The organism is Streptomonospora nanhaiensis (assembly GCF_026642255.1).
In the GTDB taxonomy this organism is placed as follows: domain Bacteria; phylum Actinomycetota; class Actinomycetes; order Streptosporangiales; family Streptosporangiaceae; genus Nocardiopsis; species Nocardiopsis tropica.
The window spans coordinates 1,724,221-1,738,903 of sequence record NZ_CP113264.1; the positions used below are offsets into that span (position 1 = coordinate 1,724,221).

At 74.5% G+C, this 14,683-nt stretch carries 11 protein-coding genes and 3 tRNA genes; 3 read left to right on the forward strand and 11 right to left on the reverse strand.

Going from position 1 to position 14,683, the window contains the following annotated elements; genetic code table 11:
* Positions 1-89 precede the first annotated feature (89 nt).
* From OUQ99_RS07600 to OUQ99_RS07640, 9 genes are all read right to left on the reverse strand, one after another.
* A complete protein-coding gene (locus tag OUQ99_RS07600) occupies positions 90-2,024 on the reverse strand; it encodes an IucA/IucC family protein (RefSeq protein WP_267948721.1) in 1,935 nt (644 codons plus the stop codon).
* On the reverse strand, positions 2,021-2,641 hold the full coding sequence (locus tag OUQ99_RS07605) for a GNAT family N-acetyltransferase (RefSeq protein ID WP_267948722.1): 621 nt from the start codon (positions 2,639-2,641) through the stop codon (positions 2,021-2,023). The genes OUQ99_RS07600 and OUQ99_RS07605 overlap by 4 nt, the downstream gene beginning before the upstream one ends.
* Positions 2,638-4,086 carry a lysine N(6)-hydroxylase/L-ornithine N(5)-oxygenase family protein gene (locus OUQ99_RS07610; RefSeq protein ID WP_267948723.1) on the reverse strand — a complete coding sequence of 483 codons (1,449 nt, stop codon included), beginning with the start codon at positions 4,084-4,086 and terminating at the stop codon, positions 2,638-2,640. Before OUQ99_RS07610 ends, OUQ99_RS07605 begins: the two co-directional genes overlap by 4 nt.
* Positions 4,083-5,726, reverse strand: coding sequence for a pyridoxal phosphate-dependent decarboxylase family protein (locus tag OUQ99_RS07615; RefSeq protein ID WP_267948724.1), 1,644 nt, complete (start codon positions 5,724-5,726; stop codon positions 4,083-4,085). The genes OUQ99_RS07610 and OUQ99_RS07615 overlap by 4 nt, the downstream gene beginning before the upstream one ends.
* A gap of 586 nt (positions 5,727-6,312) precedes the next feature.
* Complete coding sequence (locus OUQ99_RS07620) at positions 6,313-6,756, reverse strand: GNAT family N-acetyltransferase (protein WP_267948725.1); 444 nt, start codon at positions 6,754-6,756, stop codon at positions 6,313-6,315.
* 363 nt (positions 6,757-7,119) lie between these two features.
* The gene (locus OUQ99_RS07625) at positions 7,120-7,647 is read right to left on the reverse strand and encodes a lytic polysaccharide monooxygenase auxiliary activity family 9 protein (protein WP_267948726.1); all 528 of its coding nucleotides are present in this window, start codon (positions 7,645-7,647) and stop codon (positions 7,120-7,122) included.
* Between the two features lie 415 nt (positions 7,648-8,062).
* Positions 8,063-8,139, reverse strand: a tRNA-Val gene (locus tag OUQ99_RS07630).
* 15 nt (positions 8,140-8,154) lie between these two features.
* Positions 8,155-8,225 (reverse strand) — tRNA-Cys (locus tag OUQ99_RS07635).
* 41 nt (positions 8,226-8,266) lie between these two features.
* Positions 8,267-8,339, reverse strand: a tRNA-Gly gene (locus OUQ99_RS07640).
* A gap of 257 nt (positions 8,340-8,596) precedes the next feature.
* On the opposite strand from OUQ99_RS07640, the gene OUQ99_RS07645 reads away from it, so the two are divergent.
* The gene (locus OUQ99_RS07645; RefSeq protein ID WP_267948727.1) at positions 8,597-9,853 is read left to right on the forward strand and encodes a molybdopterin molybdotransferase MoeA; all 1,257 of its coding nucleotides are present in this window, start codon (positions 8,597-8,599) and stop codon (positions 9,851-9,853) included.
* Between the two features lie 208 nt (positions 9,854-10,061).
* Here the strand turns inward: OUQ99_RS07645 and OUQ99_RS07650 are convergent, their stop codons facing one another.
* Positions 10,062-11,795 (reverse strand): MFS transporter, encoded by a 1,734-nt coding sequence (locus OUQ99_RS07650; RefSeq protein WP_267948728.1) that lies wholly within the window; start codon positions 11,793-11,795, stop codon positions 10,062-10,064.
* Positions 11,796-11,975: 180 nt separating this feature from the next.
* Here OUQ99_RS07650 and OUQ99_RS07655 point away from each other — a divergent pair, with 180 nt between their 5' ends.
* Positions 11,976-12,527, forward strand: a complete 552-nt coding sequence (locus tag OUQ99_RS07655) for a TetR/AcrR family transcriptional regulator (protein ID WP_267948729.1) — start codon at positions 11,976-11,978, stop codon at positions 12,525-12,527.
* A 71-nt stretch (positions 12,528-12,598) separates the two neighbouring features.
* Here the strand turns inward: OUQ99_RS07655 and OUQ99_RS07660 are convergent, their stop codons facing one another.
* The gene (locus OUQ99_RS07660; protein WP_267948730.1) at positions 12,599-13,096 is read right to left on the reverse strand and encodes a GNAT family N-acetyltransferase; all 498 of its coding nucleotides are present in this window, start codon (positions 13,094-13,096) and stop codon (positions 12,599-12,601) included.
* A gap of 359 nt (positions 13,097-13,455) precedes the next feature.
* Here OUQ99_RS07660 and manA point away from each other — a divergent pair, with 359 nt between their 5' ends.
* Positions 13,456-14,640, forward strand: a complete 1,185-nt coding sequence (gene manA, locus OUQ99_RS07665) for a mannose-6-phosphate isomerase, class I (RefSeq protein ID WP_267948731.1) — start codon at positions 13,456-13,458, stop codon at positions 14,638-14,640.
* Positions 14,641-14,683 lie beyond the last annotated feature (43 nt).

A 14,683-nucleotide genomic window follows, 5' to 3' on the forward strand; every position in this document is an offset into this window, starting at 1 on the left:
CCGCCGTGGGCCGCCCCCTCCGCGCCCGGGGCACCGGGCGCGGAAGGGCGGACACTGCTGTCCGGCGGGCGGCGCCCGCCGGGCACGCCCTACCGGGGGACCCGTCCCGGGCGGTGGGCGGCGATCGGGTTCTCCAGCGTTCCGACCAGCTGGAGGGCCCCCGCGGGGTCGTCCAGGTTCACCATCTGGCGGTTGTCGCGGAGCTGGAGCCGGTTCAGGCAGGAGAGCGCGAAACGGTCCGCGAACACGTCGTAGCGCTCGAAGCGCTCGGACAGGTGCGGGACCGACGCCTGGTAGTCGGCGACGCACTCCGCCACCGTCCGCCAGAAGTCCTCCTCCGCCAGGGTGCCCTCGTCGGCGAGGATGCCGTTGAGGAACCGCAGGAAGCAGTCGAAGACGTCGGTGAAGAGCGACAGCAGCCGCTTGTCCTCGGGGACCTCGGCGCGGATGCGCTCCACCGCCTCGGGCAGCTCCGCGTCCGCGTCCATCACCACGATCTCCTCGGCGATGTCCTTCATCAGCACCCGCTGGGGGACCCCGTCGCGCAGGATCAGGATCACGTTCTCCCCGTGGGGCATGAACACCAGGTCGTGCCCGTAGAACGCGTGCAGCAGCGGGACCAGGTAGGCGTCCAGGTAGCGGCGCAGCCACACGGCCGGGGCCAGGCCCGACTCGGCGATGAGCGCCCCGGCGAGGGAGCCGCCGTCCGCGTCGGTGTGCAGCAGCGACGCCATCGTCGCGAGCCGCTCCCCCCGGCCGAGCCTCGGCACCGGGCTCTCCCGCCACAGTCCGGCGATCATCTTCAGGTACGGCGAGCCCTTGGCGGCGGCCCGCGCGTAGTGCGAGGTCCGGTAGCCCACCGCGGCGCGCTCGCGCAGCACCCCGACCCCGGTCGCGCGCAGCACCGGGTCCTGCCCGACCAGGTCGGCCAGCCAGTCGTTGATCGCCGGGGTGGCCTCCATGTACTCCGCCGACAGCCCGCGCAGGAACCCCATGTTCAGCACCGACAGGGCCGTCTTGACGTAGTGCCTCTCCGGCTCGGAGGCGTTGAAGAAGGTGCGGATGGACTGCTGGGCCCGGTACTCGTCCGGCCCGTACCCCAGGCACACCAGGTCGCGGCGGGCCAGGTCGGCGGCGAAGGTCACCGAGAGCCGGTTCCACCACTGCCACGGGTGGACCGGCACCAGGTGGTAGTCGTCCGGGTCCAGGCCCAGGCCGGCCAGCTCGGCGTGGAAGGCGGCCAGGACGCGGTCGCCGAGCTCCGAGCGCAGGAAGGAGCCGGGGTCGGTGTCGGCGGAGTGGGAGAAGGTGGTGCGCGAGCGCCGCGCGGCCACCCACACCAGGCGCACCGGGGCCGCGGCCTCGGGGGCGTAGGCCAGGTACTCGTCGGACCCGAAGCCCAGGCGCCCGTTGTTGGCGACGAAGCACGGGTGGCCCTCGGTCATCCCCGCCTCGATCGCCTGGAAACCGGAGCGCGCCAGCTCCGCGGCGTCCGGCTGCGCGCCCGCCATGCGGAAGGCGCTGCTCGCCAGGGTGCTGGTGATCTCCTCCAGGTAGACCGGCAGGACCTCCTTCCCCAGACCGAGGGTGTCGCGCAGGTCCAGCACGAGCTCCAGCGCGTCCGGGGTGTCCGTCGCCTCCGGGGAGCCGTCGCCGCCGGGGGCGCGGCGGACGATGCTGTCGGCGTCGATCCGCCAGTGGTCCAGGGCCATGACACGCGCCGTGAACCGGTACTCGGCCCCGCTGTCGCAGCGGACGGTGTACGCGCCGTCGGCGCCGCGTTCGGGGGTGAGCAGCCGTTCGTGGGAGAACTCGGCCAGGGCCTTGCGGACGAGCAGCCGGTTGGCGCGCTCCCACAGGTCCGGGGACAGGTGGGCGACGCCCTCGCGGGGGTCGGTCGGGGCCCCGGCCGGCCGAGGGGCCCGCCGTTCCCGGGCTGCGGCCGCAGGGCCGGCGGGGTCCGGTGCGCGGACGCCCGGGGAGGGCTCCGCCGTGAATGTCCCACCGGGGTGGCTGACGGTCATCTGTCGACTCCTCTCGTGGGCGCGGCCGCCGCCAGGGCGGAGCGGAACCGGTCGCGGGTACAGGTGCTCAGGTAGGCGTCCTTGCCGCTCTCCCGGAGGGAGACGGTGGACTCGACCCGGAAGCCCACCGCCTCGTTGAGCGCGTGGACGGGTCGGTTGCGCACGTCCGGCTCGACGACGACGCGCTCGGCCCCCGGGGCCGCGAAGGCCAGCTCCATGACCGTCGTGATGACGGCGCGGGTGAACCCGTGGACCGGGGTGTCGGCGGGCGCCACCAGGAAGTGCATCCCGATGTCGCCCGGCAGCACCTCGTAGTGGTGGGCCAGTTCGCTGTCCGCGGGCGAGTAGAGCTCCGCGAGGAAGACGGGCCGGCCCTTCCACACGCCGATGTAGGCCTGCTCGTGGTCGGAGGCGTGCACGGCCCGGAACTGGCGGGCCACGTCCTCCTCGTCGGCCTCGGTCATCAGCCAGAAGCGGGCCCGGGGCTCGGTCAGCCACCCGTGGAGGAGCGGTGTGTCGGCGTCCGGGTCGACGGGGCGGACACCGAACCGGCCCAGCTCGGGGTCGTCCCTGGTCAGCCCGGCCGGGAAACGGGCGGCAGGCGCGGGGCGGCTCATCGGTCGACCACCTCCAGCTCGGTGTCCGGCCCCGCGGGAGCGGAGCCCCCGTCCCGGGCCCCGGGGTCCCGCGGCGCGGGCGCGCCGAACTCCTGGAAGGCGATGGAGCGCTCCACGGCGTAGGGCTCGCGGCCCAGCATCGCGCGGAGGATGTAGGAGTTGCGGTAGGCGCCCATTCCCAGGTCGGGGGAGACGAACCCGTGGGTGTGCAGCTCGGCGTTCTGCACGAACACCGCCCCGGGCGGGGCCTGCGCGCCCGGCCCCTCCGCGTCCCCGCCGGGGCCGTGGGCGTCCGCGTCCACCCGGTAGTCGCGGCGCACCCGGAAGCGCCCGGCCGCGTCCCAGGCCAGCCGGTCGGAGACGGGCCCCAGGAAGTCCGGCCGCCGGTACCGGTAGCCCGTGGCCAGGACCAGCCCCTGCGTGTCCAGGGTGAAGTCGCGTCCCTGGTCGGTGTTGCGCAGCTCCAGGCGGTAGCCGTCCAGCTCCGCTGCCCGGGAGGCCCCGGTGACCTCGGTGCCGGTCAGCAGGCGCACGGGGGGCGGGCCGAGCCTGCTCTTGACGTAGAGCAGGTCGTAGATCGCGTTGATCACCTCGGTGTCGATGCCCTTGTACAGGTTCTTCTGGGAGCTCACCAGGCGGTCGCGGGTGGCGTCCGGGAGGGAGTGGAAGTGGTCGGCGTACTCCGGGGAGGTCATCTCCAGGGTGAGCTTGGTGTACTCCAGCGGGAAGAAGCGCGGCGAGCGCGTGACCCAGTTGAGCTGGTAGCCGTGCCTGTCCACGTCCTGGAGCAGGTCGTGGAAGATCTCGGCGGCGCTCTGGCCGCTGCCGACCACCGTGATGCTCCGCTTGGACCGGAGGTCCTCCCCGGCGTACAGGTAGTCCGAGCTGTGCACGGCGTCCCCGTCCAGGCCCCGGCAGGACTCGGGGACGTAGGGCGGGGTCCCGGTGCCGAGCACCAGGCGGCGCGCGCGGTGCAGGCCGGGCGCCCCGGTCGCGGTGTCGGTGCTGTGCAGCAGGTAGAGGGACCGCTCGGGGTCGTACTCGACGGCGTCGACCCGCTGGCCGAAGCGGACCGCGTCGCCCAGCTTGCGGGACGCCCAGCGGCAGTAGTCGTTGTACTCCGTGCGGAGGGGGTAGAAGCGCTCGCGGATGTAGAACGGGTACAGCCGCCCGGACTCCTTGAGGTAGTTGAGGAAGGAGTACGGCGAGGTGGGGTCGGCCAGGGTGACCAGGTCCGACATGAACGGGGTCTGCAGTTCGGCGTCTTCCAGCAGCATGCCGCTGTGCCAGTCGAACTCCGGCTTCTGGTCGAGGAAGAGGCCGTCCAGCTCGGCGATGGGCGCGCTCAGGCAGGCCAGGCCGAGGTTGAAGGGGCCGAGGCCGATCGCGGCGAAGTCGTGGACGCGGTCTCCGCCGTGTGCGCCGGGGCTGTGGTCGCCTGTCAACGGGTCCTCCCGGAGGTGTGCGCGGGGTCGTGCGGTGCGCCGGCCGGCGCGGTGGACGGTGCGCCGCCGGTTCTGGCCACCGCGCCGTGCTCGGCGGCGTAGTGCCGGGCGTGTCCCGCGAGCAGGTCCAGGACCTCGGCGACGTCCTCCCGCGTGCTCCGGGGGTTGAGCAGGGTGAGCTTCAGGTACGGGCGGCCGTCGACCGTGGTGCGGGCGGCGACGGCGCGGCCCGAGGCCAGCAGGGCCTCCCGCGCGTACCGGTTGGCGCCGTCGGCGGTCTCCTCGTCGACCCCGGGCAGGGCGCACCGGAACACCAGGGTGCTGAGTGTGGGCCGTGTGACCACGGTGAACCGGGGATCGGCGTCGAGCAGCGACCACCCGGCGGCGGCCAGGTCCAGGACGCTGTCGAAGAGCGCGCCCACGCCCTCGGCGCCCATCGTGCGCAGGGTCAGCCAGAGCTTGAGCGCGTCGAAACGGCGCGTGGTCTGGAGGCTCTTGTCCACCTGGTTGGGGGCCAGGACCGGGGTGCTGCCGTCGGAGCGGGAGTTGAGGTAGTCGGCGTGGTAGGTGACGTGGCGCAGGGACCGACCCTCGCGCACCACCACTGCGCTGGAGCTGACCGGCTGGAAGAAGGACTTGTGGAAGTCCACGGTCACCGAGTCGGCGCGCTCGACGCCGCTCAGCAGGTGCCGGTGGCGCGAGACCAGCAGTCCGCAGCCGTAGGCCGCGTCGACGTGCATCCACAGTCCGTGGCGGGAGCACAGGTCGGCGATCCGGGGGAGGGGGTCGATGCTGCCGAAGTCGGTGGTCCCGGCCGTGGCGACCACCGCGACGGGGATCAGGTCCTCCCGCAGGCAGCGGCGCAGCTCGGCCGCCAGGGCGTCCGGGCGCATGCGGCGCCGGTCGTCGCAGGCCACGGTGATCACGGACTCGTAGCCCAGTCCGAGGAGCGCGGCCGACTTGGCGACGCTGAAGTGCCCGGCCTCGGACGTCAGCACGCGCATCCGCGGCAGGAGCTCGGAGAGGCGGCCCCCGTGGCGCTCGTGGGCCTCGTCGCGGGCCATGAGCAGGGCCTGGAGGTTGGACTGGCTGCCGCCGCTGGTGAAGACCCCGTCGGCGTCCTCGCCGAAGCCGATGCGCCCGGCGGTCCAGTCGATCAGCCGCTGCTCGATGAGGGTTCCGCCGGCGCTCTGGTCCCAGGTGTCGAGGGAGGAGTTCACGGCGGACAGGACGGTCTCGCCCAGCAGGGCGGGCAGGACCACGGGGCAGTTCAGGTGGCCCATGTAGCGGGGGTGGTGGAAGTAGACGGCGTCGTCGAGGTAGAGGTGCTCGAGCTCGTCCAGGGCGGCGGCCGGGTCGTCGAGCGGGCGGTCCAGGTCGACCTTGTCCATTCCGGGGCGGAGGTCCTCGGCGGTGGCCCCCGTGAACGGCCGGTCCACCCGGGCGATCCGGGCGGCGACCCGGTCCACGGCGGAGCCGGCGAGGACGCGGTAGCGCTCGGCGCTGTGGGCGTCGAAGAGGTGGGCCCGGTGGTCGGTCCCCTGGACGGGCGGGGTATCGGGGGCGTCGTCGGCCCCGGCGTCCGTGGAGCCGCGTCCCCCGGTCGGCGGGTCCTGAACGGACCTCGCGAGGAAGTTCATGGGTCGTCCTCCTGAAGGCGGGCATGCCAAAGGCATCCGTTGGCCGGATGTGGGCATGAGGGGGTGAACTGCGTCGATGCGGTGCAGGGATGCGAAATCCAAGCAAGGGGAGCCTAACCTAACCAAAAGGGGCTCGCACTGTGACCATCCCTACATGCCGAGATGGTTTAACTACGGAGAGTTGCCATCGAGGGCGGCGTTCAGGGGGTTTTCATCAGCTTTTATAGCGGTTAGTTCGTTTCTCTGACGCGCGATGATTACAGGTGGCGGCCAGCAACGGCCCCGGGTCGACGGCCCTCGGCGCAAGACCCGGCGGGGGCGCGCCACCGGGGACGGTCCGCCCGCAGGGCGGGGAGGGCGCACGGCGGGGGCCGAGGGGGCGCTCCCGGAAGGAGCGCTCCTGCGCTCCCGGGCCCGCGGAGGGGAGTCCTCCGCGCCGCGGGGTCTCCGGCCGGTCGGGGGGCAGGTCCCGGGGAGAGGCCCCGCGGCGTGCACGCCGGGTGACGGCCGGGGCGCCTGTCGGCCCGGCGTCCGCCCCGGTTCCACCGGCGGCGGGCGGTCCTCCCGCGGGAAGGCGCCCGCGGCGCTACCGCTCCGGCCCGACCCGCCGTTCGAGGTACATGACGGTGGTGTTCTCCGAGAACCCGCTGCCGCGCATGAGGGCGAGGGAGGCCGTGTTGCCCGTCTCCACGTCGGTGAGGATCCGGGACGCCCCGAGGGCCTCCAGCCCCGCGCAGCACTCACGGACCAGGCGTCCGGCGATCCCGTGGCCCCGGAGGCCGGGGTCCACGGCGATCCACTCCATGTAGCCCCAGTCGTCGCGGTGCTCGAAGCCCATCGAGCCGAGGACGAACCCGACGACCCGCGTGCCGCTCAGCGCCACCCGGCAGGAGGAGCGGGGGCTGTCCAGGTGGCCGGCGGCCGCCGTGAGCGACCAGGAGGTGTACGGCAGGGCGCTCGTCTCGTACACCCGGTGTCCCAGGTCGAGGACCGCGGGAAGGTGCTCCACCGCCATGGGTCCGATGTCCACCCCGGATCCCCGGGGGTCCGGCGCCGGCGCGCCCTCCTGCTGTTCCACTGGCCTTCCACCCTCCGCCGTCGGACACGGGCGCGTCCCACGCGGTCGCGGTGCGTCCGGGGCTTCGCGGCCGGGGCAGGAGCGCCCCTCGCCGCGGGGACACCGCAGGTGGTCCCGCCCCCGCAGATTATGCCGGACTCCGGAGCCCCGGACGGGGACGCGCACCGTGCCGGGGCGCGGTGCCGCCCCGGCACGGTGCGGGGAAAGGCGAGGACGCGGGCAGGGAGGCCCCGGGCCGGCGGCCGAGGAGCGCGGCCGGCCCGGGCGTCGGCGCGTCCTGCCGTCGGGGCCCGTCGCCGGACGGGCCCCTGCGGATCAGCGGATGTTGATGTCGGTGCAGGCGTAGAAGGCGTTGCCGGTGTCGGCGATGTTCCAGCGGGCCAGGAGCTTGTGCCGCCCGTTGTACCCGGACAGGTCGACGTTGTGGCTCACCGTCGACCCGGGGCGGGCGCCGTTGTCGTTGAACACGGCGATCCTCTGGTTCCCGATGAAGTACTCCCAGGTGCTGGTGGCGTGCGACACCGTCAGGGTCCAGGTGAAGGTCTGGGAGCGGCCCACGTCGGTGACCCGCCAGCCGCGGCTGTCGTCGTTGAGCTCGGAGAACCGCCCGACGCCGCCGTCGCAGCGCATCAGGCCCTTGGGGCCTTCGACGCTCTGCGGCTCCCACTGGATGGAGCCGCACTGCACGATGCCCGCGGCGCACTGGGCCTGGCGGCTCATGGGGTTGGAGACGTAGCCGTGCGCGGACGCGACGCCGGCGGGCATGAGGGTGAAGAAGAGGGCGGTTGCGGCCGCCACGGCGGTCGCGGCGCGGAGTCGGCGGGGGGACGAGCGGGGCTTCATGCGCGGAGCCTTTCCTCGATGACCAGGGAGCGGAGGACCCGGGTCGGGGGGTGAGGCGAAGGTAGGTGGATCGTGACCCTCGGTCAAGGGCCGAGGTGGTCGCGGTGCCGGGCCGTCCCCGTACCGGGCGGGGTACCACCCGGGGGAGGCGGGGTCCCGGCCCGGTCGGCCGGCCTGCGGCGCGTTCACGGTGAACAGCGAGGGGATCGGTCTCCGGCGGCGCCGGTCCGGTCACGTCGGGAGTGGACCACTCCCGCCATGACCACCGGACCACGGCGGGGGCTACATTCTCCTTACCCCGGGGTCAACGGCCGTTTCCCGGGACCCGGACCCGGCTCTCCCACGGCCCTGCGACGACGCGGCGGCCCCGGGGAACGCCGAAGGCCAGAGCCGAAGCTCTGGCCTTGGGTGATACTGGTGGGCGATACAGGACTCGAACCTGTGACCTCTACCGTGTCGAGGTAGCGCTCTAACCAACTGAGCTAATCGCCCGCGTGAAGCGGTGTGAGGTGGAGACGGGATTCGAACCCGTGTAGACGGCTTTGCAGGCCGCTGCCTCGCCTCTCGGCCACTCCACCGAGTCACACGGAAGCGCCTGGGCGCCTTCGCGTCTCCTCCGAGCGGACGACGGGATTCGAACCCGCGACCCTCACCTTGGCAAGGTGATGCTCTACCAGCTGAGCCACGTCCGCTTGCTGCCTGGCCGGTGTCCGCGTCCTCCGCGGCCCCGCCGTGCTGCTGATAAGAACTTTAGCGGAAAGTCGTCAGACGGCAAATCGACGCAGGGAGGACCGGGTCCGCCGCCGGCTCCGGCCCGGCCCCGGCTCCGGCGCCGACCCGTGCGGGGCGGCTCCGGGACCCCCGCGCGGAACGGCCGGAGCGGTGGCTCCCGCCCCGGGGCGCCCGGGTGGACAATGGGGGCGCGCTGGTGCGACGACCGGGAGGCGGCATGGGCAGGAACGGCGACATCCGCGGCGACGCCCACCGGGGCGGGGCCCCGGGCACACACGGGACGTCCGAGGACGGGCGGACGCACGGAACACACGCGGACCACGGGTCCCACCTCTCGTGGGCCCGTGCGCGCGCGGAGGCCGTGGCGCTGGGCGGGCTGCGGGGCGCGGAGCCGCGCGAGACCCCGCTGGAGCGGTCGCTCGGCGGGGTCCTCGGCGCGGACGTGCGGGCCCTGGTGGGACTGCCCGCCTTCGACGCCTCCGCCATGGACGGCTTCGCGGTGGCGGGGCCGGGTCCCTGGCGGCTGGTCGGCAGGCGGCTCGCGGGCGCCCCGGCGGACGGCGCCGGCCTGCGTCCCGGTGAGGCGGTCGAGATCGCCACGGGGGCGAGGGTCCCCAAGGGCTCCGAGAGCGTCCTGCCGTACGAGCGATCGGTGGTCCGCGGCGGTGTGGTGGAGGGCCGGGTGGAGCGCGGCCGCCACGTGCGGTGGGCGGGCGAGGAGACCGCGCCCGGTGAGACCGTTCTCACGAGGGGGACGGTGATCGGACCCGCGGCGCTCGGGCTGGCCGCGAGCCTGGGGCACGCGACCCTGCCCGTGGCGCGCCCGAGGGTGGCGGCCCTCGTGACGGGGGACGAGGTCGCCACGGAGGGCCTGCCCGGGGACGGGAGGGTGCGCGACGCCATCGGGCCGCTGCTGCCGGGGGTCGTCGACTGGGCCGGGGGCGCTCTGGTGTCCGTGCGCCACCTCGGCGACGACCGGTCGGCGCTCAGGGAGGCGGCGCAGGGCGCCGACGCCGACGTCGTCGCCGTGTGCGGCTCGTCCTCCCGGGGCCCGGCCGACCACTTCCGCGCGGTCCTGGACGACCTCGGGGCCGCCGTCGTGGTGGACGGGGTCGCCTGCCGCCCCGGCCACCCGCAGCTGCTGGCGTACACGGACGGCGCCGTCTTCGTGGGGCTGCCCGGAAACCCGGGGGCGGCGCTGGTCGCCGCGGTGACGCTGCTCGCGCCCCTGCTGCGGGCCATGGCGGGTGCGGCCGGACCCCGGGGGAGCCTGCCCGCGGCCGTCCTGGACGGCGGGGTCGAGTCCCACCCGGTGGACACCAGGCTGGTCGCCGTGCGCCTGGTCGGCGGCCGGGCCGTGCCCGTCGGCCACGACCGCCCCGGCAGCCTCCGGGGCGCGGCCCTGGCCGACGCCTACGCGGTGGTGCCCCCGGCCTGGGACGGCGCCGAGGTGGAACTGGTCGGCCTCCCCTGAGGCGGAGGCGTCCGGCCGTCGCCGACACGGGCCCCTGCCCGTCGGCGCCCGACACGCGCGCGGCCCCGGAGGGCATCCTCCGGGGCCACGGGGCCCCACTTCTCCCACCGGCCGTCCGGTGGTCCGTCCGGGGACGGCGGTGCCGGCGGGAGCCCGGCCCCATCGGCCGCCGGACCGCCGCTGGCCGGGGCGGTCCCGCCGCGCCCCGCTACCGCGCGCCCCGGTCCGGGGCGCCTGCCGCGGACCCCGCGGCCGACGTGCTCCCGGCCGGACCGGCCCCGTCCGGGGCGTCCGCGAGGACCTCGGTACCGGCGGGGCCCACCGCGACCGCGTCCGCGCCGCCCCCGTCCTCCGGGGCGGAGGACGGGGCCTCGACGGTCGGGTTGCCCACTCCCCGCAGCAGCACCCAGACCTGGGTGGCGGCGGCCAGGACGATCACCACGGCGATGACGCTGGTCAGGTGCATCCCGTCGGTGAACGCGGAGCGGGCCGCGCCCATGAGGGCGTCGCCGGCGCCGCCGCCCAGGTCTGCGGCGGCGTTCGCGGCGCCGCCCAGGGTCTCCCTGGCCGCGTCGACGGCCTCCGCCGGAACGCCCTCCACACCGGTCAGCTGCGACCGGTAGGAGGCGGTCAGCACGCTGCCCAGCACGGCGACGCCCAGGGCCGCCCCGAGTTCGTAGGCGGTCTCGGAGATCGCCGAGGCCGCGCCCGCGCGCTGGGGCGGGGCCGCGGACATGATCGCGCCGTTGGTCAGCGTCTCGGCGAAGCCCGCGCCGGTGGAGATGAGCGAGAAGCCGAGCGCCACGGTCACCACGCCCGTGGTCACGCCGCTCTCCGGGGCCAGGACCAGGACGGCGAACCCGGACGCGGTCGTCAGCAGGGACCCGCCGATCACCGCGGCCAGGCTCAGGTGCCGCGACAGGCGTACCGCCACCAGGCCCGCGAGGACCGACAGGACGAGACCGGGGACCAGCACGAGGCCGGCCCGCATGGGCGAGATGCCGAGGACCAGCTGGAGGTACTGCGTCAGGAAGAACAGCGACGACACCAGCGAGAACACGATCATCAGGTTCGTGGCGACGGCCACGCTGAACACGCGGTAGCGGAACAGGCCCACGTCGATGAGCGGGTCGCGGAGCTGCCGCTGGCGGCGCACGAACAGGTAGCCCAGGCCGAGGCCGACGGCCAGGGAGGCGATCGGCACGACGCCGAACCCCTCGGTGGCCAGCTTCTTGATCCCGTACACGGCGGGCAGCATCGCGGCCATGGACAGGACCGCGCTCAGGAGGTCCAGCCGCCCCGCCTCCGGGTTGCGCGACTCGCGGACCAGCAGCGGCACCAGGACCAGGATCAGCACCATGACGGGCAGGTTGATCAGGAAGACCGAACCCCAGGAGAAGTGCTCCAGGAGCCAACCGCCCAGGATCGGGCCGAGCGCCGCGCCGCCGGAGAACCCGGAGGCCCAGATGGCGATGGCGAGCAGCCGCTGGCGCGCGTCGAGGAAGATGTTGCGCAGCAGGGACAGCGTGGACGGCATCAGCGAGGCGCCCGCCAGGCCGAGCAGGGCGCGGGCGAGGACCAGGGTCTGCGCCGTGGGCGAGAACGCGGCGATCAGCGAGGCGGCGCCGAACGCCGCCGAGCCGATCATGAGCAGGCGCCTGCGGCCGATCCGGTCGCCGAGCGAGCCCATGGTGATGAGCAGGCCGGCCAGGACGAAGCCGTACACGTCGACGATCCACAGCAGCTGGCCCGCGGTGGGCCGCAGGTCCTCGCTCAGCGCGGGGACGGCGAATCCGAGCACGGTCGAGTCGACCGAGATCAGGATCACGGGCAGGACCAGGACGGCGAGGGCGGCCCACTCCCGCGGCCCGGCGAGGGCCGGGGCCGCTCGGTCGCGTCCGTGCGCGTCGGTGGGGCCGGTTCCGGCCTTGGCGGAGCTCATCATTCCTCGTTACGTGTTGCTGGTTGCGCGGCACCCCGACCGGGGGCGCGGTGGAGGCCCGACGGGAGGCAGCGGACTCCGGGTCGGGAGGGGCGGGAAGTCTGGTCGACCGCGGGCACGCCGCAGGACTCTTCAACCGTCCAGACGGTACAGTACCGTCCGGACGGTACAGTGTCAATCGTGAACGCATCGAACACCCGCGACCGAATTCTCGACTCCCTCCAGGACATCCTCATCGGCGAGGGCTATTCCGGGGTGACCCTGGAGGCCGTCGCCCGCGCCGCCTCGGTGTCCAAGGGAGGGCTCCTCTACCACTTCCCGTCGAAGGCGGCGATGCTCACCGGGCTGATCGAGCGCCTGAGCGAGCTGGCGGAGGAGGAGTTCCGCGAGGCCCGGGAGGGGCCCGAGGGCGTGGTCCGCGTGTTCCTGCGCACGTCGCTGCCGCAGAGCCCCGAGGAGCGCGAGCTGTACTGGGCCGTCATCGCCGCCCTGCGCGGTCGGGAGGACATGCCGGAGGAGGCCACCCGCAGGGTGCAGTACCTGTTCTCGCACTGGGGGGAGCTGCTGCACGACGAGCTCACCGACCCCGTCCTGGCCGAGATCATCCTGCGCGCCGGGGACGGGCTCTACATGGCGGCGATCGCCGGCCTGCCGCAGCCCGAGCCCGCGCTCACCCGGGAGATGATCGACCGCCTGGTCGAGGCCTCGGACAAGGTCCGCCGCACCAGGTGAGGGGCGGCGCGGCCCCGGGCCGCGGGGTCCCCGGCGCGCTCCGCCGGGCGGGCCCGGGGGAGCGCGCCGGCTCAGGGCCGGAGCTGGAGGACCTGCACCTCCCTGGCGCCCACGGGGACCCGCACGGTCGGGGTGAAGCCCTGGCCCTCGTAGTACCGGATGAGCGCTCCGTCGCCGCCGGACCAGCAGTCCACGCGCACCAGGCCGATGCCCCGGTCGAGGGCCCGCCTCCGGGCGAAGGCGAGCAGCTCGCCGCCGACGCCGGCCCCGGTGTGCTCCCGGGAGACCAGCAGGAGGCGCACGTAGAGTTCGGGCTCCCCCGCCGGCGGCGCGTACGCGGGGGCCTCCTCGCGGACGGTCAGGACCCCGGCCGGGGAGCCCTCCGCCTCGGCCACCCACATCCCGTCGGAGACCAGGTCCTCGACGAGCCGCACCCGGTCGGGGTCGCGCGACCACGGTGCGTCGCCCCACTGCCCCGACCGCCCGCGCGCGGCCAGCCACGCGACGGTGCGGTCGAACATCTCCAGCACCGCCGGTAGGTCGGCCGGGCCTCCCTGCCGTAGCCTCATGTGTCCGCCTCACGCTTCGGGGAACGATCACGACCGGGACACGGTAGCGGTCCGGTGCGACGACGGCTGCGCGGGGAAGGGGTTCCAGGACCCCGGTCCGGGTGTCGCCGCGGGCTCCGGGAGGTGACAATGTGGTGCTGTTCACGTGTCCGGGATCGTGGTTTACTTCCCAGTAACTTCGTAGCCGCCGCCGGGCCCCGCAGCAGTCGGGTGCCTGCCCACCCCGCGAGGTGAAGTGTGCACTACCTCTACGAGTGGGGCGTGCCGTGTCGACCGGGACGGCCCCCTTCGCGAGACTGTTGCCACCTCGCCGGAGTGTCCACGGGGTGAGAACACGCAGACGGGAAAGCGGGGGGCGGATGCACAGGCTCACCAACCAGGTACGACCGTACGCCTGGGGAGCGCGCACGGCCATCCCGCGCCTGCTGGGCGCCGACCCCGACGGCACGCCCCAGGCCGAGCTCTGGCTGGGCGCCCACCACGGCGCGCCCAGCACCGCCCACTGCGAGGACGGGCCCAGGCCCCTGCCCCGCCTGATCGCCGACGACCCGCACCGGGTGCTGGGGCACGGGACCGCCGAGCGGTTCGGCGCACGGCTGCCCTTCCTCCTCAAGTTCCTGGCCGCCGAGGCGCCCCTCTCCCTCCAGGTGCACCCCGACGCCACCCGCGCCCGGGCCGGGTTCGACGCCGAGGAGCGCGCGGGCATCCCCCTCGACGCCCCCCACCGCAACTACCGCGACCCCCACCACAAACCCGAGCTCCTGCTCGCCCTGGAGCCCTTCGAGGCGCTGTGCGGCTTCCGCGAGCCCGCGGCCACCGGCGCCGAGCTGCGCGGGCTCACGTGCGAGCTGGCCGTGCTGCTGCGCGCGGACCTGGCGGTGCCCGACACCCACGCGGCCCTGCGCGCGGCCCTCACACGCCTGCTCACCCTCCCCGACGGCAGCAGGGAGCGCCTGCTCGACGAGTTCGTCGCCGAGTGGTCCGCGTCCGGCCCCCGGGGGACCCACGGCGACATCGTCGCCGACCTCGCCGTCCGCTACCCGGGCGATCCGGGCGCGGTCGCGTCGCTCCTGCTCAACAGGGTCACACTGGGGCCGGGGCAGGCCCTGTTCCTGCCCGCCGGCAACCTGCACGCCTACCTCCAGGGGACGGCGGTCGAGGTGATGGCCAGCTCGGACAACGTGCTGCGCGCGGGGCTGACCGCCAAGCACGTGGACGCCCCCGAGCTCCTGGACGTGGTGGACTTCTCGGTGCTGCCGATCCCCTACGCGCGGTCCGGCCTGCTGGAGGGGAGGCGGGAGTTCCGCCCGGCCGCCCCCGAGTTCGCGCTGCACGAGATCGGGCCGGGCCGCGTCGCGGCCCACCTGCCGGGGGAGGGGCCCACGGTGGTGCTGGCCCTGCACGGACGGGTGGAACTGGTGGCGGAGGTCGGCCAGGGCCTGACCCTGGAACGCGGGGAGTCGGTGTTCGTGCAGGCGGACAGCGGGCCGATCAAGGTCGAGGGGCACGGGCACGTCGTCGCGGCCACGGTCGGCTCCCACTGACGGAGCGGTCCGCCGCCCGCGCCGGGCGGGGGCTCCGCCCCGG

What these genes read in the sequence shown, in the direction of transcription:
- OUQ99_RS07600 (WP_267948721.1), bottom strand. Translation starts at nt 2,024, where the DNA reads ATGACCGTCAGCCACCCCGGTGGGACATTCACGGCGGAGCCCTCCCCG.
- OUQ99_RS07605 (WP_267948722.1), bottom strand. Translation starts at nt 2,641, where the DNA reads ATGAGCCGCCCCGCGCCTGCCGCCCGTTTCCCGGCCGGGCTGACCAGG.
- OUQ99_RS07615 (WP_267948724.1), bottom strand. Translation starts at nt 5,726, where the DNA reads ATGAACTTCCTCGCGAGGTCCGTTCAGGACCCGCCGACCGGGGGACGC.
- OUQ99_RS07625 (WP_267948726.1), bottom strand. Translation starts at nt 7,647, where the DNA reads ATGAAGCCCCGCTCGTCCCCCCGCCGACTCCGCGCCGCGACCGCCGTG.
- OUQ99_RS07645 (WP_267948727.1), top strand. Translation starts at nt 8,597, where the DNA reads ATGGGCAGGAACGGCGACATCCGCGGCGACGCCCACCGGGGCGGGGCC.
- OUQ99_RS07650 (WP_267948728.1), bottom strand. Translation starts at nt 11,795, where the DNA reads ATGAGCTCCGCCAAGGCCGGAACCGGCCCCACCGACGCGCACGGACGC.
- OUQ99_RS07660 (WP_267948730.1), bottom strand. Translation starts at nt 13,096, where the DNA reads ATGAGGCTACGGCAGGGAGGCCCGGCCGACCTACCGGCGGTGCTGGAG.
- manA (WP_267948731.1), top strand. Translation starts at nt 13,456, where the DNA reads ATGCACAGGCTCACCAACCAGGTACGACCGTACGCCTGGGGAGCGCGC.